Raw genomic sequence first — 17,786 nt, 5'->3', positions numbered from 1 at the left:
CTCCGGGAGAATTCGATGAAGATCCCGTCAAGATTCCCCAGTCTGTCCCCCGCCGGCCCCGGCCTGCGCCGCCGGCCTCACGACGCCGCGGCGGGCAGCGTCAGCGTGAAGGTCGCCCCGTGCCCGGGGCCTTCGCTGCGGCAGCTCAGCTCACCGCCCTGCGCGCGGGCGATGGCCCGGCAGATCGCCAGGCCGACCCCCGTGCCGCCGTCGACGTCCCGGGTGCGGGTGTGCTCGAGGCGGTAGAAGCGCTCGAAGACGTGCGGCAGGGCCTCGGTGGGGATGCCGACGCCGGTGTCGGCCACCCGGACCACGGCCCCGCCGGTCTCATGGCCGGCGGTGACGAGCACCCTGTCCCCGGCCACGGTGTGCTGCAGGGCATTGCGCAGCAGGTTGTCCATCACCTGACCCAGGCGGGCCGGATCCACCTCCACCACGACGCCGCCCGCCGCCTGGACGTCCAGCCGCACCCCGGCGGCGTCGAAGGCGTGGCGGGCCGCCACGGCGCTCGCTTCCACCAGCTGCGCCAGGTCCTGGCGGCTCGGGCTCAGGGCGATCGCCCCCTCCTCGGCGCGGGAGACCTCGGAGATGTCCGCGGCGAGCGCAGTGAGCCGCCGGTTCTGCCGCAGCAGCACAGCGACGGCCTCCGGGGTGAACTCGACCACACCGTCCTGCAGCCCCTCCAGGGTCACCTGGGTGGCGGCCAGCGGGGTGCGCAGCTCGTGGCCGAGGTCGGTGAGCATGCGGCGGCGGGTCTGCTCGGTGGCGGCGATCCGTGCGGCCATCCGGTTGAAGGCCTCGGCCACCTGCGCCAGTTCGGGGCTGGAGGAGGGCGGGGTGACGGGGTGCCCGTAGCGGCCTGCGGCCACCTGCCGGGCGCCGTCCACCAGGGCCTCCACGCCCTGGGCCAGGCTGCGGTTCAGGACGGTGGCCACCCCGAGGGCCACGAGCATCGCCGCCCCCAGTCCCACGGCCAGGGAGACCAGCCCCGCCTCGGCGAAGGCCTGTTGGGCGTGGGCCACGACGTCGTGCCGGGGGTCAGCGGCCTCGTGGAGGTGCGCGCGGAACCAGGCCGGGCCGACCGCCAGCGCTGTGAGCACCATGGTCCCGGCCATCGCGGCCACCACGGCAGCCTGCGTCCACAGCAGGCGCCGTCCCCAGCCGCCGCGCGTCCGTGGACGGCTCACCGGGGGCGCTCCATCCGGTAGCCGACCCCGCGTACGGTGTGCACGAACCGGGGGCAGGACGGGTCGTCCCCCAGCTTCCGGCGCACATGGGCGATGTGCACGTCCACCAGGTGGTCGTCACCGCCCCAGCCCTCGCCCCAGACCGCGTCGATGAGCCGACGCCGGCTGAGCACCCGCCCGGGCTGCTCCACCAGGGCCTGGAGCAGGTCGAACTCGGTGCGGGTCAGCTCCACCGGCGCCCCGTCCACCTCCACCCGCCGTGAGGACGGCTCCAGCACGAGCCCGCCGACCCGGTGCACCTCCTCGGCGGGCGCGCCGGTGCCCCCGGTGCGGGGCCGGCGCAGCAGCACCTGGATGCGGGCCACGAGCTCACGCGGGCTGAACGGCTTGGTCATGTAGTCGTCCGCACCGGCCGTCAGGCCGAGGAGCGTGTCCGCCTCCTCCGCACGGGCCGTGAGCATCATCACGTAGCAGTCGCTGAAGGTCCGCAGCCGGCGGCACACCTCCACACCGTCGAGGCCGGGCAGGCCGAGGTCCAGGACCACCACATCGGGCGATGCGGTGCGGATCCGCTCGAGCGCGCTCAGCCCGTCCCCGCAGGTGCTCGCGGACATGCCCGCCCGCTCCAGGTAGGTCTTCACCGTGCCCGAGAGCACCGGCTCGTCCTCGACGACCAGCACCCTCGGGGCGGCACCGCGCGTGCCCGTCACCGCCGGGCCAGCGCAGCCTGCATGGCCTCGGCGAGCGCGGCCTCCCCCTCGGCGACGGCCGGGCCCTGCTGGGCGGTGAGCCGGCCCACGAGCCAGCCGTACGTGTAGGTGGGCTCACCCTTGCGCCCGGCGGTGGAGCGCAGGCGGCGCAGCGTCTCCAGGGTCACCTCGAGGTCCTGCACCTGACCGAGGGTCTCGGTCACCTGCTCCCACAGTCCGGCCCGGTGCTCGGCGTCCTGCCCGAAGGCGGGGGCGAGGGCCTCGTGGGCGTAGCGCACCGCCTTGGCGGCCTTGCGGGTCTCGTGCAGCAGCTCCATCCGTTCGGCGCCCTCGGCGCGGTCCGCGGCCCGGTGGCGGCACCGGGCACGGCGCTCGGCCTTCTCCACGAGGGCCGGCAGCACCTCCCGGGCGGGCCGGCCGGCACGGCTGCGCAGCGGAGGCGAGGCCACGAACTCCACGAGGCGGTCCATCAGCTCGGCGTAACGCCGCCCGTCCATCGCGGTGACCAGGGCCGCGTGGGCCTCGCGGTGGCGGCGGTTGAGCTCGGCGGTGCTGCTGCGCTTGACCGGGCCCTCGTAGTCCTGGCGGGGGACGGCGTCGATCTCGGCGATCACGCGTTCACGCACCACCTCGGCGTCCCGGGGGCCGCCGAGCACCCCGGCGTACCAGCGCAGCTCGTCGCGCAGCGGGTCGGTGACCTCCCTGTCCAGGAGGGGCCGGAAGGTGCGCAGGGTGCTGCGCAGCCGGCGGGTGGCCACGCGGGTCTTGTGGACAGCGTCGGGGGCGTCGGAGCGCACCTCCTCTTCCCGGCCGGTGAGCACGGCCAGCTGTGCGGCGGCGTGCGCCATCACCACACGCGCGGCCGGGCCCTTGCGCCGGGGACCCTTGCCGCGCTCCACCCGGCGCACTTCGTCCTGCAGGGCACGGCCGAGCTTGGAGGGCATGCGGGCGGTGTGCACGCCCTGCTCGGCGAGCAGGTCCACGGCCCGGGCGAGTAGGCTCGGGTCTGTGCCGGGCAGCAGCTCGATCTCCAGCTCTCGCCAACGCCGGCCGGAGGGCTCGGCCTGCACGACGTCGTCGCACAGCACGGCCACGGCGGTCCCCTCGGCATTGAGCAGGTCGGTCTCGGTGCGCCGGGTGGTGATCACGGCGGCGGGCACGAGCCCGCGGGCAGAGGCGGGCCGGTCGGTCCACTCCTGGCCCAGGTGCCCGGCGAGGGCCTCGCGCAAGGCGTCGGGCACCCGCCAGGTGCCGGGGCCGGTGACCGGTTCGGCGTGCACTTCGAGCCGGTCGGCGCCGGAGGGCAGCTTGAGGTGCCAGCCGGCGTCGTCGCCGCCCTCACGACGGCGCAGGGTCACCCGGGCGCGGATGAGGGTGAGGTCCGTGGTGTCGAAGTACACCGCGCGCAGGCGGTGCTCGCGGCGCTGGCCGAGGTCCGCCAGGGAGCTCAGGTCCGGGAGGCTGTCGCCCTCGGCGATCTCGAAGGTGGCCTCGGTCTCGACGGCGGCGCTCACCCCCTCGGGCAGGTCGTCGGGGTGCGCGGTGCGGGGGCGGTCGGCGGCCATGCGGGGTCCTCCAGGTCGGGGCGGGCTCACCTCCATCGTCCCCCGCCCTGCACGGGCCTCACAACAGCACCGGCCCCACGGGCCGGGTCCGGGCTTGGGCCTGAGAGGGCGTCCGCGCAGGTCCGGCCGCAGGCGCGGGCCCGCCGGGGCGGCTACCGTGGCGGCATGTCCACCGCATCCCCGTCCGGGCCCCGTCGTCTGCGCCTGCGCCGGCGGCCCGCCCCGCGCACCTACCGCCGGCCGCGGGTCTCCCTGCTCTACGTGATCTCCCGCACGTGGAGCCGTCTCATGGACATCCAGGTGTGGGACGTGGCGGCGGCGATGACGTTCTTCGGGGTGCTCGCACTGCTGCCCACCCTGGTCGCCTTGGTCTCCGTGGTCTCCCTGCTGGGGCTGCGGGAGGAGACCGCCGAGACTGCCGCCGTGCTCGTGGTGGAGCTGTGGCCCTCTCTCGACGCCGGCACCGTGCAGGGGTGGATCCTCGGGCTCGGCGGGCAGCCGGCCGGTACCGGGGGGCTCGTGCTCGGCACGGCCGGCGCCGTGTTCTCGGCCTCCGGAGCCGTGGCCGCGTTCCACCGGGCCATGCACCGCATCCACGACACCCGTGAGGGCCGCGGCCTGATCCCCTTCCGGTTCGCTGTGGTGGTGGAGACCCTCGTGCTGCTGGTCGGCATTGCCCTGGTCCTGGTGCTCGTGCTGCTCGGCGGCGACCTCGCCGTGCGCGCCGGTCGCCTGCTCGGGGTGGACGCCGCCGCCGTCGAGACCTGGGACGTCGCCAAGTGGCCGCTGATCCTGGTGGTCATCGCCCTGGCTGTGACCCTCGCCTACTACGTGGGACCGAACGTGCGCCAGCCCCGGTACCGGCCGGTGACCACCGGCGCCGTGGCCGTCGTCGCCCTGCTGTTCGGCGCCACCGTGCTGCTGGGCTGGATCTCGGACCGCTTCGGTGAGTATGCGGTGGTCGGACGCTTGAACTCGGCGATCGGCGTGCTGGTCCTGGCCTGGGCCGCGGGCATGGTGCTCGTGGCTGGTGCCGCCTGGGACGCGGAGATGCTGCGCGCCCGGCAGCTCGCCGCCGGCCTGGCCGCCGAGGACGAGATCCAGCTTGCCCCCCGGCATGTGCGTGTGCTCGAGCAGACCGAGCGCCAGGCCGTCCTCGAGCGCCGTCTGGGCCGGGCCGTGCGCACCGCCGCCGCCAGTGGGCGCGGGCTCACTCTGACACGCACCGCCCTGCTCGCCGAGGACGGCTCTCTCGGGGCTGTGGGCACCGCCGGGCGTCGGCCCGAGGAGCTCTCCTCCGGGCGCCCGTTCCACACCCCCGAGGCTGCCCCGGCCTCGGCCGCACCCGGCACGGCGGCCATGCCGTCACCGGAGGGCGGCAGAGAGGACCGACCCACCTGATTCGGTAGGGTTCCTGGGGACGCGACCCTCGCGGAGGAGCGCACTGCCCTCCCCCGCGTCCCGGGTCGCCCCGAGACCGCCTCGGCCGCCCGCCCACGCGGGCCGGCCACCACCCGGAAGGACGCCCTCCCATGCCCCAGGAACCGCTCGGCTGGCGCCGCACGGCGGTGCTGCTCTCGGGCGCGTGGCGGGAGGCGCTGCGGGTGTCCGCCCCCTTCGTGGAGACTGAGCACCTCTTCCTCGGCGTCCTGGCCTCCGGCGGCCCCGCCGCCCGCATCGCCGCCCACCATGGGCTCTCCCTGGAGGCCGCCCGCCGCGGTGCCGCCGTCCGCGTGAACCGTCAGCTGCGGGCCGTGGGCCGCGACGTCGCCCGCGAGGGCGTCGTGCCCCGTGCACCCCTGGGCCGCCTGGATCGCGGTGGGGCCTCGACCGTGCCCCTGGCCTCCGCCACCGAGGGCATGCTCCCCGAACGCGGCACCCCCCAGTCCGAGGTCGCCTGGACCCTGGACCTGCTCCAGGAGCCCGCCGGTGCCGTGTCCGCACTCGTGGCCGCCGCTGAGGTCGACGTCGATGCCCTGCGTACCGCCCTGCGCGCCGCCGAGCATGAGGCCGCCCCCCTGCCCGGCGCCCTTCTGGACCTCACCCCCGGCCCCTGCACTGTCCCCCTCGACGCCCTCGTCCCCCCGGACGGGATCCGCGCCTCCGGTTCCATGGCCGCCCGCGCCGGGCGCCTGACCGCCCTCGGCGCCGAGTGGTTCGTCTCCGCCCCCCAGCAGGAGCTGCTGAACCTGCTCCGGGACCCGGCGACCATCCGCGCCGTCACCGCCCAGCCCACCGAGGCCGAGATCGACGACGCCTTCGGGGTGGTCACCACCGTCCGCGAGCGCGGCACCGGGGCCGCCGCCCGCCGCATCACCCGGCAGCTCTTCCCCGCCGAGTCCGCCCCCTCCTCCCTGCCCGAGGGCGTCCGGCGCATCCGCTGGGCCGAGATCCACGACGAGCACCAGGTGGGCACCGGCGGCACCGATGAGCGCGACTACGCCGGTGCCCTGGCCGGGGCCTTCGAGTTCACCCTCGTGCCCGACGCCGTCGAGGCTCCCCGCCGGCCCGTGGACTACCCCGGGCATGAGCCGCTGCGGGGCGAGGGCACCCGCGTCCGCCTCGTGCGGGTGCGGCGCACCCTGCGCCGCCGCGATGCCCTCTCCTCCCGTGCCACCCGCTGGCCGCAGGCCTGGGCCGTGGCCCAGCACCTGCAGTCCCTCGCCGGGCTCGCGGCCACCCGCCTCTGACCGGGGCGGACGGCCCGTCCGGGGCCGCCCCGCCGGACACATTCCGTGACCGCCGGGGGCCGGGGGGCGCCCACCCCTAGGATGTCCCCCATGTCTCGCACCCCCTCCCGCGCCCTGGGCGCCCTGAGCCTGGGCGTCAGCGCCGCACTGCTCAGCGGTTGCGCCGTGATCGGCGGTGATGCCGGCACCACCGGCATGACCGCCGAGGGCGACCTCGCCTCCACCTATGACCTCGTGTCGCCGGGCATCCTGACGGTCTGCTCGGATATCCCCTACCCGCCGTTTGAGTTCGAGCAGAACGGTGAACTGACCGGCTACGACATCGACCTCACCCGTGCGATCGCGGACGACCTCGGCCTCACCCTGCAGGTCGTGGACTCCTCCTTCGAGGGCATCGAGTCCGGCGCCTCGCTCACCGGCTGCGACCTCAACGCCTCCTCGATCTCCATGACCGAGGCCCGCAAGCGCGTCATGGCCTTCACCCTGCCCTATCTGGACGACGACCTCGTGCTGATCGCGGCCCGCGGCTCCGGCGTCACGGATGTGGCCTCGGCCAAGGGCGTGCGGGTCGGCGTGCAGGCGGCGACCACCGGCGACGAGTACGCCCAGGGCCAGGGCCTGACCACCGTGCAGTTCGAGGATGCCGGCATGCAGGTGCAGGCGCTCCAGGCGGGCACCGTGGACGCCGTGCTCGGCAACCAGTCCACCCTGATGTACTCCCTCAAGGACGACCCCCGCTTCCAGGTGGTGGAGGAGCTGCCCACCGGAGAGCAGCTCGGCATGGCCGTGGCCTCCGACAAGGGCCAGCTCCTCTCCGCGATCGACCGCTCGCTCCTGAACCTGCGCAACCGCGGCACCCTCGGGCAGCTGCAGCAGAAGTGGTTCGGGGCCGCGCAGGAGGACTACCAGTGACCGCTCCCGCACCCGCCGTCGCCGCACCGCGCCCCAGCCGGGCCGCCCGCCGACGCCGTACCTCCCTGACCGTCCAGGCCGTGGTCTTCGTGGCCGTCCTGGTGCTGCTGGCCCTGCTCACCGACTGGGGGGCCCTCGCCGAGAACGTGTTCAACTTCGGCGCCGTCGCCCCCATGTTCCCGGGCGTGCTGCTGGTGGGCCTGGGCAACACGCTCTTCTACACGGCCACCGCGTTCGTGGTGGGCCTGCTCGGCGGCGCCCTGCTGGCGCTCATGCGTATGAGCTCGTTCGCCCCGTACCGCTGGCTGGCCACCGCCTACGTGGAGTTCTTCCGCGGCGTCCCGGCGCTGCTGGTGTTCCTCGCCTTCGGCTACGGTGTGCCGTTCGCGTTCGGCGTCTCCTGGCCGATCCCCGTCGTCGTGATGCTGGCCCTGGGCATGGTGTCCGCGGCGTACATCGCTGAGACCCTGCGCGCGGGCCTGCAGGCTGTGCCGCGCGGCCAGATGGAGGCCGCCCGCTCCCTGGGCATGCCCCATTGGCGGGCGATGGTCACCATCGTGATCCCCCAGGCCCTGCGGATCGTGCTGCCGCCGCTGACCAACGAGGTGATCCTGCTGACCAAGGACTCCTCGCTCGTGTACGTGCTCGGCCTGGCCATGCACGAGTACGAGCTCACGAAGTTCGGGCGGGACGGCATCTCCGCCCTCGACGCCGGGATGACGCCGATCCTCGTGGCCGGCCTCTGCTACCTGGTGATCACCGTGCCCCTGTCCCTGCTCGCGCGCCGCTTCGAGGCCCGCTCCTCCCGGAAGGCCTCGTGATGTCCCACGCCAGCCCCTCCCCGCAGACCGACGCCGCGGCCGCGCCCGCGGAGCCCGTGGTGGACGCCGCCGGGGTGTCCATCGTCGCGCTGAACAAGTCCTACGGCTCCAACCATGTGCTTCGGGGCATCGACCTGGAGGTCTCCCCCGGCGAGGTCGTCTGCCTGATCGGCCCGTCCGGCTCGGGCAAGTCCACGCTGCTGCGCTGTGTGAACCTGCTGGAGGTTCCGGACTCGGGCTCCGTGCAGGTCGGCGAGTTCGCCGTCACGGACCCGGATGTGGACCTGGACGTGCTCCGCCGCCATGTGGGCATGGTGTTCCAGCAGTTCAACCTGTTCCCGCACCTGACCGTGCTGGCCAACTGCACAGTGGCCCAGCGCAAGGTGCTCGGCCGCCCCGCAGCCGAAGCCGAGCGGGTGGCCCGTCAGCAGCTGGAGCGGGTCGGCCTGGCCGAGCTCGCCGACCGCTATCCGGACCAGCTCTCCGGTGGCCAGCAGCAGCGGGTGGCGATCGCCCGTGCCCTGGCCATGGACCCGCAGCTGATGCTCTTCGACGAGCCGACCTCCGCCCTGGACCCGGAGACCGTGGGCGACGTGCTGGCCATCATGCGCCAGCTGGCCCAGGAGGGCATGACGATGCTCGTGGTCACGCACGAGATGGGCTTCGCCCGTGAGGTGGCCGACCGTGTGGTGTTCATGGACGGCGGCGTGGTGGTGGAGTGCGGCCCGGCGGCCGAGGTGATCACGGACCCGCAGCAGCCGCGCACGCAGGACTTCCTGCGGCGGGTGCTGCACCCCACGCAGATCGGCCTCTGAGCCGGGCCCGGCCCCGGGTCGGCTCGGACGCGGAAAGGCCCCCGCCGGATTCTCCGGCGGGGGCCTTCATGCATGCGGGCCCGGGTGGGGCCGCGGCGGCCGGTCAGGCCTTCTTGCGCAGCTTCTTCAGCTCGTCGCGGGCGGCGCGCAGGGCATCGGTCTGCTCGTCGCGGGCGGCGAAGATCGCGGCGACCTTCTCGTCCTTGGCGTCGCGGATGGCCTGCACCTTGGCCTCGCGGGCGGCGTCGATCCTGCGGACGCGCTTGGCGGCGGCCTTGCGACGCTTGCCGGAGCGGTTCACCACGGAGTCGCCGGCGATGGCCAGGCCGGCGCCGACCAGCCACACGTCCTTGGCGACGGCGGTGCCCTCCTGGGACGGGCGGACGCCGTCCTCCTGGGTCATCTCCGGGGTGTTCAGGTACATGGACACCAGGCCGCCGCCGAACGCGGTGAGCGCCGAGCCGGCGATCCAGCCGGGCACGAAGGGGGCGAGCAGCAGGGAGCCGACGCCGATCTCGGAGGCGGTGATGAACTTCTTGAACTGGTCGGCGGAGAGGTCACCGAGGGCGGGCACACCCTTGGCGGCCATGCCCTGCAGGTGCGAGGCGGCCTCCTGGTCCAGCTTGGACTTGCCGATGCCGGAGTTGAGGATGTACGCGCCGGTGGCCAGGCGCAGCGGGATCTGGATGATGCTCATGGCAGTCGTCCTTCCAGTGGGGCACGCGGCACGTCACGACGGGATGTGGCGCGAACGATGGATCGGTCAGCACCGTCACCCTACCAATCGGGGCGCCGGCGGCAGAGGGCTCCGGACCCCTGACCTCCGCACATGGTGGAGAATGGGGTCCATGTCCGCGCTCGTCTCCGCTCTCCCCCTCGCCGCAGCCTCCGCCCCCGAGGCCGACTACGGCTGGCTGGGCAACATGGTCGTGCAGATCATGGATGCCGTCGGCCCCGTCGGCGTCGGTCTGGCCGTGTTGGCCGAGAACGTCTTCCCCCCGATTCCCTCCGAGGTGATCCTGCCCCTGGCCGGGTTCACCGCGGCCACCGGCGCGTTCAGCCCGCACGCGGCCCTGATCTGGGCCACCGTGGGCTCCGTGCTGGGCGCCCTGCTGCTCTACGGGGTGGGTGCGGCCCTGGGGCGGCGCCGCATGTACCGCATCGCCGACCGCCTGCCCCTCGTGGACATCGGCGACGTCGAGCGCACCGAGCTGTGGTTCGCCCGCTACGGGGTGTGGACCGTGCTGCTGGGGCGCATGGTGCCGGTGTTCCGTTCGCTGATCTCCATCCCGGCGGGCATCGAGCGCATGAATCTGGGCGTGTTCGTCCTCTACACCACCCTCGGCTCGCTCGTGTGGAACGCCATCTTCGTGTACGGCGGCTTCCTGCTCGGCGAGCAGTTCCATGTGATCTCCGACTACGCGGACGTGTTCTCCACCGTGGTGATGGTCCTGATCCTCCTCTTCCTCGTGGTGTGGGTGGTGCTGCGCGTGCTGCGCAACCGCCGCCGCGCCGCCGACGGCACCCACGAGCGCGAGGACCCGGAGGCGGCCGCCTCCCGCGTGGAGGCCGTGATCCACTCGATGCGCCCCAGGAAGTGACCGCATGTCCCCCCTCTCCTCTTCCCGCCCGCTGCGTGCCCGCCACGCGGCCGGAGCCGGCCTCGCCGCCGTCGCACTGTTCGCGCTGACCGCGTGCGGTGGGGGCGACCAGCCCGCCCAGGAGGCCACGCCGTCGTCGGCGTCCGCCACCCAGGAGCTGGCGCCCATGGACATGGCCCCGTTCACCCTGGACGTACCCTCCCTCGGCCTGGAGCTGGTGCCCGGCTCCTCGCTGGCTGTGATCGAGGGCGACGGCCCCGAGTACCACGCGGCCTGGCTGTCCGTGCCGGGCGCCCCGGCCTGGACCGAGGAGATGTCCCGCCGGGTGCGCGACCATGTGGACCAGTACACGCGGGACACCGACCGCGCTGCGGACCCGGTGCTGGACGTGCAGCCGCGCCTGGCCGTGGTGGGCCGGGACATCGCGGCCGCCCGCCTGCTCTCCACGGAGCGCCGCGGGGACCGCTCGTCCTCGGCCTCGCAGGTGGTCTGGTACTCGGCGCGCGAGGACCGTGTGCTGAGCACCCGGGACCTGTTCACGGAGCAGGGCTGGGCCGATCTGCGCTCCGAGGTGCGCCAGCGCCTGTCCAACGACCCGGCCGTGGTGCAGGACCGTCTGACCTCCGCGGTGGAGCAGCCGGACCAGGTGGAGAACGCCCGGATCTGGGACGGGCTGGTGTTCCTGCCGGACGGCAGTGCGCTGCTGGAGGTGGACCAGGCCTCGATCGCCCCGCAGGACGCCGGGGTGCTCACGGTGCGCATCCCCGCGGACCGGGTGCGCCCGTGGCTGTCCCCGTTGGGGGTCGCCGGCCAGGCTGCCTCGCAGAGCCCGCAGGCCCTGGTGCTGCCGGAGCGTCTGCCCGAGCCCTCAGCACCGGTGCAGGATGCCCCGGACCCCTCCCCGTCGGGTTCGGCACCGAGCGAGCCGGCCCTGCCGGTCCCGGCTCCGGCCCCGTCTTCCGCGTCGGAGACCGCCGTCCCGTCTGCCCCGGCACCGGGTACGACGTCGGCCCCCGCCCCGACGTCTTCGGCCCCGACCCCTTCAGCGCCGACTCCCTCGGATCCGAGCACCACGGTGCCGGGCACGCCGAGCACGGGCCCCTCGGGCACCGCACCGGGGCCCTCGCCGTCGGAGCCTTCGCCCTCGAGCACGGCGTCGACCTCTCCGACGCCGCGTCCGACGCCTTCCTCCCCGAGCGCCTCGGCGACCGCGCCGAGGCCGGTGCCCTCGAGCACGGCGCCGACCTCCTCGTCCCCGACGAACCGGCCGACGCCGTCGAGCCCGACCCCGTCGGCTCCCTCTCCGTCGGGCTCGGCGCCGAGCAGCACGGCCCCCGGGCCGGCCCCGGCGCCAACACCCACGAGGCCAGCATCCACGAGTGCTGTGCCCACGAGCGCGGCCCCTGTGCCGCAGCCGTCTGCCACGCAGATCACCGCTTCCGCCCCGGTGACGCCGACCTCCGGCGCCGAGGTGCCGCCGTCGCCCACGTCCCCGGCCGCCTCCCCGACGGCCTGACCGGGAGGGGCGCGGGGCCGCGGAATCGTGTCCGATCCGTGACCCCGCATGGGCCGTGCGCTGACCCTGCCTGCTGACAGGATGAGGAGGGTCCTGTCCGCGCGCCCGTCGGCACGCTCTGCCCCGTGGAGGTCCTGCACCCATGCCCGTCCCGTCCCGCACCCGCCTCGCCGCCGGCCTCAGCGCCCTCGCGCTCTCCCTGACGGCCTGCGGACTGCTGGGGCAGACCGACGACGCCGGGCCCGCACCGGGCGCTGCGCCGAGCCCGTCGCCGAGCGTCTCGGCCGCCGCTCCGGCGACGGCACGCACACCCTCGCCGATGCCGACCTCGGCCACCCTGACGACGCCGTCGGCAGCCACGCCGTCCTCGTCGGCGGCTGCACCCTCATCAGCTGCTGTGACCACGTCGGCGCCGTCGGCGCCTGTGTCCACGCCGTCCCCGTCGCGCCAGGGCCCGCCTGCATCCACGCCCAGTGCGTCCACGCCCCGGCCCAGCACGTCGGCGTCCACGCCCCTACCCTCGCCAGCATCCAGCGTCCCCGTTCCCACCACGTCCGCATCCGCGTCCGCGCCCAGGCCCACCGCCTCCGCACCCTCGGCCCCAGCGGCCCGCCCCAGCCGTCCGCCGGCCCCGGCACCCACCACAGCTCAGCCGCCCACCGCGTCCGCACCGGCACCCACCACAGCACCGGCTCCCACCTCCGCTACTCCGACCCCCGCCCCCACCCGGACCACCGGCGGGGTGGACTGCACCGCCGTGCCGTGCATCGCGATGACCTTCGACGACGGTCCCGGCCCCTCCACCGGTCGCCTGCTGGACATCCTGGCCGCTGAGCGGGTGCCCGCCACCTTCTATGTGGTGGGCTCGAGTGTGGAGCGCCGTCCCGGCCTCGTGGCGAGGATGGCCGCCGAGGGCCACCAGGTGGGCAACCACACCTTCACCCACCCGGTTCTCACCGCGCTGACACCCGCGCAGATCACCGCCGAGATCCGCCGCACGGACGCGGCCATCCGGGCGGCCGGGGCCGTGCCCTCCACCGTGCGGCCCCCGTACGGGGCCCTGAACGATTCCGTGCTGGCCGCGCTCGCCCCGATGCCCGGCGCCGGCTCAGTGCGCTGGAGCGTGGACACCCTCGACTGGCAGCACCGCAGCCCGGCCCGCACCCTCGCGGAGGTCAAGGCCGCAGCCGCCCCCGGCGGGATCGTCCTGATGCACGACAGCCACGCGACGTCCGTGGACGCGGTGCCCTCCGTGATCGCCTGGCTCCGGGCGCAGGGCTACGTGTTCGTCACGGTGGACCAGCTCACCGGCGGTGTCGCCTCCGGCACCACGGTCAGCCACGGCCGGCACCCCTGAGCCGGGCCCGGCCGCCTGCGGCGAACCCGCAGGGCCGCATGAAAGGATCGGGCCGTGACCTCCTCCGCCGACCACACCCCCCGCACCGACGCCGTCGACCCGGCTGACACCACCGTCACCGCCGACGCCCCTGACACGTCTGCTGACGGCGGCCCCGCCCCCGCCACGGACGCCACCGCGCCCGCCGGCACGGACCGCGCCCACGCGCATGACCACAACCGGGACAAGGACCCGGCGCTGCACCGCACCGAGCCGGTCTCCTTCGTGCGCCGCGGTGCCCGGCTCACCGCCGGCCGCCAGGCCGCCTGGGACAGGCAGGCCGGGCGGGTGCTCGTCCCGGTGCCCCGGCACCACGGGGCCACCTCCGTGGACCCGCAGGCTGCCGTGGACTGGGACGCCGTGTTCGGCCGGCACGCTCCCCTGCTCGTGGACGTCGGCTCCGGGCTGGGCGAGTCGACCGCCCAGGGTGCCGCGGACCATCCCGAGTGGAATGTGCTGGCGGTGGAGGTCTACATCCCGGGCTTGGCCTCGCTCATGTCCCTTGTGGAGCGCCGAGGCCTGGAGAACGTGCGCGCTGTGGAGGCCAACGCCCCCGAGCTCATGGACCACCTGCTGCCGGCCGGCTCCGTGCAGGAGCTGTGGGTGTTCTTCCCGGACCCGTGGCACAAGAAGCGCCACCACAAGCGCCGGCTCGTGACCACCGCCTTCGCTGACCGGGCGGCCCGTGTGCTCGCCCCCGGCGGGGTGCTGCGCCTGGCCACCGACTGGTCCGGCTACGCCGTGCAGATGCGTGAGGTGATGGACGCGCACCCGGCCTTCCGCAACCTCCACCCGGGCCGGGCCACCGGGGAGGACTCCCCGCTCACCCGGGTGCGCCGCGAGGGCCGCGAGGCGGAGGTCGGGGCCCAGCCCCTGCCCGCCGGATGGGACGACGACGCCGCCGAACGCCCCCTGCGCGCCGGCCTCGGCGAGGCGGTGGCCGCCCAGCAGGAGGACCCGGTGGACCGTCTCGGCGGATGGGCGCCACGCTTCGAGGGCCGCCCGCTGACGCAGTTCGAGAACAAGGCCCTCAAGGCCGGCCGCCTGGTGTTCGACCTCGCCCACGAGCGTCTCTGACCGCCTGAGGCGGACATCCAGCCTCAGGCGGAGGCCTGCGGCGGGCCCACAGTGGCCCGGGCCATGGCCGCGAGCGTCACGGTGCCCGGATCGCGGTAACCGCGCGGGCCGGCGTCGGGGCCCTCCTCGGGGCGCCAGCGGGAGGTGTCGTGCCCCCGGACCCCGGCGAGACCATCCCCGGCGGTCACCGGCAGGGCCGTGGCCCCGCGCCAGGGCACACGCCCGGCGAGGATGCGGCCGAGGGCGGCGAGCACGTCCGCGGGGGCGCTGGCCTCGTACACCCGGCCGGTGTGCAGGCCCTGGCGGTCCAGCTCCTGTGCCAGGGCGCGCGGCAGCCCCACGGCCCCGGAGAGCACGAGTGCGTCCACCCGGCGGGCCGGATCGGCGCGGGCCAGGGACACGAGGGCGTGGGCGGCCACGAGCGTGCCGTAGGAGTGGGCCTCGACGGCGGTGTGCACGGTCGGGCCGGATCCGGCGGTCTCGGCGTGCCGGAACCAGGACTCGAGGTGGTCGGCCAGGCGGGTGGCCCCGCGCCGGGCGACGCCGCCGTCGAGGGTCCGCCACCAGCGGGGGCCGGGGTGCCCCAGCCAGGAGACCACGCAGGGGCGCGGGGCCCCGGCCTGCTGCTGGGCGCGGGCGAGCTGAGCCGCCTCCCGGGCGCTGCCCCAGGCGGCGGTGCGCGCCTCGATGCCCATGCCGCTGACCTGCCAGGTCAGGTGGGTGGGGGTGTCCACCGCCCCGGCAGCGATCACCGCGGCGGGCCCGGCGGGGTGGTGGAGGTCGAGCTCGAGCAGGGTGCGGGCCGGCAGGTCCGGGTCCATGGAGTCCGGGTCGAGCGCATGGGCCACCCCCTCCAGGGCGCGGCGCTGCGGCTCGGTGAGGGCACCGTCCTCACGTGCGAGCTCGCGGGCGTCGGCCAGGGCCTGGGCGGTGCGCCGGCGGGCCTGCGGCGTCCAGGGGTCGGAGGGGGCAGAGAGGGAGGCCCGGCCCGGCTGCCCGTTCAGCCTCGCTCCTGCGGCCGCAGTGCGAGCATTCCGCGGGTGCGGGTCGGGGCGGTGGGCAGGGCGCGCAGCACCACACTGCGGACGCTGCGGCCGGAGGCGGCCGTGGAGCCCTCGGTGCGGCGGGGCCGGGGCTGGGCGTGCTCGTCGTGTCGAGCGTGCTCGTCGTGCCGAGCGTGTTCGTCGTATCGGGCGGAGACGTCCCCGCCGGCGCCCACGGCGAACACGCGCGCCAGGCGCGAGGAGTTGTGCAGGCGGTCCACCTGGGCGGCGAGCTCCACCACGGTGTCCTGAAGGCGTTCGACCTCCCGCTGCAGGTCCACGATCCGGCGGATGCCCTCGAGGGAGACCCCCTCCCGGCTGAGCGCCTGGATGGTGCGCAGACGTTCGACATCGGCCAGGGAGTAGCGCCGGTGGCGTCCGCCCTGGCGCTGGGGCACCACCAGGCCCATCCGGTCGTACTGCCGGAGGGTCTGCGGGTGCATGCCGGCCATCTCCGCAGCCACGGAGATCACCAGCACGGGGGCGGTGCGGTCGGCACCGCGCCCGCCGGCCCGGCCCTGCCCGGGGCTGGGGCCGTGCCCGGAGCGGGAGCCCTGGCCGCTCACCACTGGGCCCTCCGGGCCAGGTCCTTCCGCGGGTCAGAGCCGGCGGTGGCCTCGGCGAGGGCCTGCACGGCGGCGCGGGCGGCGTCGTCGAGGTCCGTGGGCACAACCACCTGAAGCTCGACGATGAGGTCGCCGGTGTGCTTGGCGGAGGCCACGCCGCGGCCCTTGAGCCGCAGACGGCGCCCGGACTGGGAGCCGGCGGGCACCTTGACCTTCACGGAGCCGTCCAGGGTGGGGACCTCCACCGTGGCGCCGAGGGCGGCCTCGGCCACGGTGACGGGCACGGTGATCCGCAGGTCGTCACCGTCGCGGTGGAAGAACTTGTGCTCGCGGACCTGCACGGTGACGATCAGGTCGCCGCGCCCGGCCGTGCCGGGTGAGCCCTTGCCACGGGCGCGCACCTTCTGGCCGTCCCGGATGCCCGCGGGGATCTTCACCTCCACCGTCTCCCCGTCCGCGGCGCGCAGGGACACCGTGGTGCCCTGCACGGCGCCCCGGAAGGAGATGGTGGTGGTGGCGGTGCGGTCCGCGCCCTTCGTGGGCTGGGGCTGGCCGAAGCCGCCCCCGAAACCGCCTCCTCCGAACCCGCCGGCACCACCCCCGAAGCCGCCGGCACCGCCGGTGAAGGCCCCGAGCAGGTCGGACAGGTCCGGGCCGCCGCCCTGGGAGGTGCGGAAGCGGGTGCCCCCGCCGCCGAACATGTCCCCGAAGACGTCCTCGAAGCCGCCGCCACCGCCGCCGGGGGCGGTGAAACGGGCTCCGCCGCCGCCCATCGCGCGCAGGGCGTCGTACTCCTGGCGATCCTTGGGGTCGCTCAGCACGGAGTACGCCTCGCTGATCTCCTTGAAGCGGCGCGAGGCCTCCTCGTTCCCGGCATTCTGGTCCGGGTGGTGGGTGCGGGCGAGCTTGCGGTACGCCTTCTTGATGTCGGACTCGGAGGCGTCCTTGGACACCCCCAGGGTCGCGTAGAAGTCCTTGTCGAGCCAGTCCTGCGAGGCCATGGTGCCTCCTCTCTCCGTCGTGGGGTCACGGGTCGTGGGGTGGGGATGCGGGGGCGGGCGTGGGGCCCGCCCCCGGCCGGGTCACTCGTCTCCGGCGGAGACCATCACCTGGGCGGCGCGCAGCACGCGCCCCTGGCGGTGATAGCCGTTGCGGAACACCTGGACGATGTGCTCTGCGGGCACGTCCGCGCTGGGCTGGCGCATGACGGCCTCGTGGCGGGCCGGGTCGAACTCGGTGCCGACCAGTGCCTCCTGGTCCTCGCGCACCAGGCCGAGCCCGGCCAGGGCGGCGTCGAGCTTGGCGGCGATGGCGGCGAACGGCCCCTCGGCGAGGTCGCCCGCGGCCCGGGCGGCGTCGAGGTCGTCCAGCACCGGCATCAGCGCGGCGACGGCGGAGAGCACGCCCTGGTCCTTCGCGAGGTCCCGGTCGCGGTCCACGCGGCGCTTGTAGTTCACGTACTCGGCCTGCAGACGGCGCAGGTCCTCCTCGAGTTCGGCTTCACGGCCCGGGGCCGCAGCGGCCGCGGCGTCCTGGCCGGCGTCGTCGAGGATGCGCTGGGCCTGGGAGAGCGCGTCGCCCTCGGCCTGCGGCTGCTCAGCCTGCTCAGCGGCGGATGAGGCCTCCTGGGCTGCGGTCTCGGCGGTGGGGCGGGCCTGGCCGGTCTCCGGGTCGATGCGACGGCGGTCGCGGATCACGGGCTCCTCGGCGCCGGGGCCCTCCTGGGGCACGGCGTCCCTGTTCTCGTTCTCGCTCATGGTGTCCTCTCGCTGGTTCGCTGCGGGTGCGGGGCGTACAGGCCGGCGGGGCCCCCCGGGGCGGGCCCCGACCGCACGGCCCGCCCCCCCGCCGGGGGGACCCCCCCCCGGGCGGGCGGCCCCCGGGCCC

17 protein-coding genes are annotated in these 17,786 nt (G+C 75.1%); 9 read left to right on the top strand and 8 right to left on the bottom strand.

What is annotated here, in order from left to right:
* Positions 1 to 77: 77 nt before the first annotated feature.
* Genes SPI96_RS05180 through SPI96_RS05170 form a run of 3 tightly spaced genes read right to left on the bottom strand, consistent with a single transcriptional unit; the run spans position 78 to position 3,462 of the window.
* Positions 78 to 1,187 (bottom strand): sensor histidine kinase, encoded by a 1,110-nt coding sequence (locus tag SPI96_RS05180; RefSeq protein WP_321081297.1) that lies wholly within the window; start codon positions 1,185 to 1,187, stop codon positions 78 to 80.
* Complete coding sequence (locus SPI96_RS05175) at positions 1,184 to 1,897, bottom strand: response regulator transcription factor (protein WP_321081296.1); 714 nt, start codon at positions 1,895 to 1,897, stop codon at positions 1,184 to 1,186. The genes SPI96_RS05180 and SPI96_RS05175 overlap by 4 nt, the downstream gene beginning before the upstream one ends.
* On the bottom strand, positions 1,894 to 3,462 hold the full coding sequence (locus SPI96_RS05170; RefSeq protein WP_321081295.1) for a CYTH and CHAD domain-containing protein: 1,569 nt from the start codon (positions 3,460 to 3,462) through the stop codon (positions 1,894 to 1,896). The genes SPI96_RS05175 and SPI96_RS05170 overlap by 4 nt, the downstream gene beginning before the upstream one ends.
* A 165-nt stretch (positions 3,463 to 3,627) precedes the next feature.
* On the opposite strand from SPI96_RS05170, the gene SPI96_RS05165 reads away from it, so the two are divergent.
* The 5 genes from SPI96_RS05165 (at position 3,628) to SPI96_RS05145 (ending at position 8,700) form a co-directional block, all read left to right on the top strand.
* Entirely contained in the window at positions 3,628 to 4,863 is a 1,236-nt protein-coding gene (locus SPI96_RS05165; protein WP_321081294.1) for a YihY/virulence factor BrkB family protein, read from the top strand.
* A gap of 131 nt (positions 4,864 to 4,994) precedes the next feature.
* On the top strand, positions 4,995 to 6,152 hold the full coding sequence (locus SPI96_RS05160) for a Clp protease N-terminal domain-containing protein (protein WP_321081293.1): 1,158 nt from the start codon (positions 4,995 to 4,997) through the stop codon (positions 6,150 to 6,152).
* A gap of 90 nt (positions 6,153 to 6,242) precedes the next feature.
* Entirely contained in the window at positions 6,243 to 7,064 is an 822-nt protein-coding gene (locus SPI96_RS05155; protein ID WP_321081292.1) for an ABC transporter substrate-binding protein, read from the top strand.
* Positions 7,061 to 7,885 (top strand): amino acid ABC transporter permease, encoded by an 825-nt coding sequence (locus tag SPI96_RS05150; RefSeq protein WP_321081291.1) that lies wholly within the window; start codon positions 7,061 to 7,063, stop codon positions 7,883 to 7,885. The genes SPI96_RS05155 and SPI96_RS05150 overlap by 4 nt, the downstream gene beginning before the upstream one ends.
* On the top strand, positions 7,885 to 8,700 hold the full coding sequence (locus SPI96_RS05145; protein ID WP_321081290.1) for an amino acid ABC transporter ATP-binding protein: 816 nt from the start codon (positions 7,885 to 7,887) through the stop codon (positions 8,698 to 8,700). Before SPI96_RS05150 ends, SPI96_RS05145 begins: the two co-directional genes overlap by 1 nt.
* A 103-nt stretch (positions 8,701 to 8,803) precedes the next feature.
* Here the strand turns inward: SPI96_RS05145 and SPI96_RS05140 are convergent, their stop codons facing one another.
* The gene (locus SPI96_RS05140) at positions 8,804 to 9,397 is read right to left on the bottom strand and encodes a hypothetical protein (protein ID WP_321081289.1); all 594 of its coding nucleotides are present in this window, start codon (positions 9,395 to 9,397) and stop codon (positions 8,804 to 8,806) included.
* A gap of 142 nt (positions 9,398 to 9,539) precedes the next feature.
* On the opposite strand from SPI96_RS05140, the gene SPI96_RS05135 reads away from it, so the two are divergent.
* The 4 genes from SPI96_RS05135 (at position 9,540) to trmB (ending at position 14,290) form a co-directional block, all read left to right on the top strand.
* Positions 9,540 to 10,301, top strand: a complete 762-nt coding sequence (locus SPI96_RS05135) for a DedA family protein (RefSeq protein WP_414601912.1) — start codon at positions 9,540 to 9,542, stop codon at positions 10,299 to 10,301.
* Positions 10,302 to 10,305: 4 nt separating this feature from the next.
* Positions 10,306 to 11,817 carry a hypothetical protein gene (locus SPI96_RS05130; RefSeq protein ID WP_321081287.1) on the top strand — a complete coding sequence of 504 codons (1,512 nt, stop codon included), beginning with the start codon at positions 10,306 to 10,308 and terminating at the stop codon, positions 11,815 to 11,817.
* Positions 11,818 to 12,574: 757 nt separating this feature from the next.
* A complete protein-coding gene (locus SPI96_RS05125) occupies positions 12,575 to 13,174 on the top strand; it encodes a polysaccharide deacetylase family protein (RefSeq protein ID WP_321081286.1) in 600 nt (199 codons plus the stop codon).
* Positions 13,175 to 13,228: 54 nt separating this feature from the next.
* Positions 13,229 to 14,290: a tRNA (guanosine(46)-N7)-methyltransferase TrmB gene (gene trmB, locus SPI96_RS05120; protein ID WP_414601911.1), complete on the top strand. Its 1,062-nt coding sequence runs from the start codon at positions 13,229 to 13,231 to the stop codon at positions 14,288 to 14,290.
* A gap of 23 nt (positions 14,291 to 14,313) precedes the next feature.
* Here the strand turns inward: trmB and SPI96_RS05115 are convergent, their stop codons facing one another.
* The 4 genes from SPI96_RS05115 to SPI96_RS05100 all read right to left on the bottom strand — a co-directional run bounded on the left by SPI96_RS05115 (position 14,314) and on the right by SPI96_RS05100 (position 17,656).
* Positions 14,314 to 15,138, bottom strand: coding sequence for an alpha/beta hydrolase (locus SPI96_RS05115; protein WP_321081285.1), 825 nt, complete (start codon positions 15,136 to 15,138; stop codon positions 14,314 to 14,316).
* Between the two features lie 152 nt (positions 15,139 to 15,290).
* Entirely contained in the window at positions 15,291 to 15,899 is a 609-nt protein-coding gene (locus tag SPI96_RS05110) for a heat shock protein transcriptional repressor HspR (protein ID WP_414601910.1), read from the bottom strand.
* Positions 15,896 to 16,900 carry a J domain-containing protein gene (locus tag SPI96_RS05105; protein WP_321081284.1) on the bottom strand — a complete coding sequence of 335 codons (1,005 nt, stop codon included), beginning with the start codon at positions 16,898 to 16,900 and terminating at the stop codon, positions 15,896 to 15,898. Before SPI96_RS05105 ends, SPI96_RS05110 begins: the two co-directional genes overlap by 4 nt.
* Before the next feature lie 81 nt (positions 16,901 to 16,981).
* Positions 16,982 to 17,656, bottom strand: a complete 675-nt coding sequence (locus SPI96_RS05100; RefSeq protein WP_321081283.1) for a nucleotide exchange factor GrpE — start codon at positions 17,654 to 17,656, stop codon at positions 16,982 to 16,984.
* Positions 17,657 to 17,786 lie beyond the last annotated feature (130 nt).

It is taken from the genome of Micrococcus sp. (genome assembly GCF_034179925.1).
In the GTDB taxonomy this organism is placed as follows: domain Bacteria; phylum Actinomycetota; class Actinomycetes; order Actinomycetales; family Micrococcaceae; genus Micrococcus.
The sequence above is the reverse complement of the archived record's forward strand: the minus strand, read 5'-3'. Positions and strand labels throughout refer to the sequence as shown.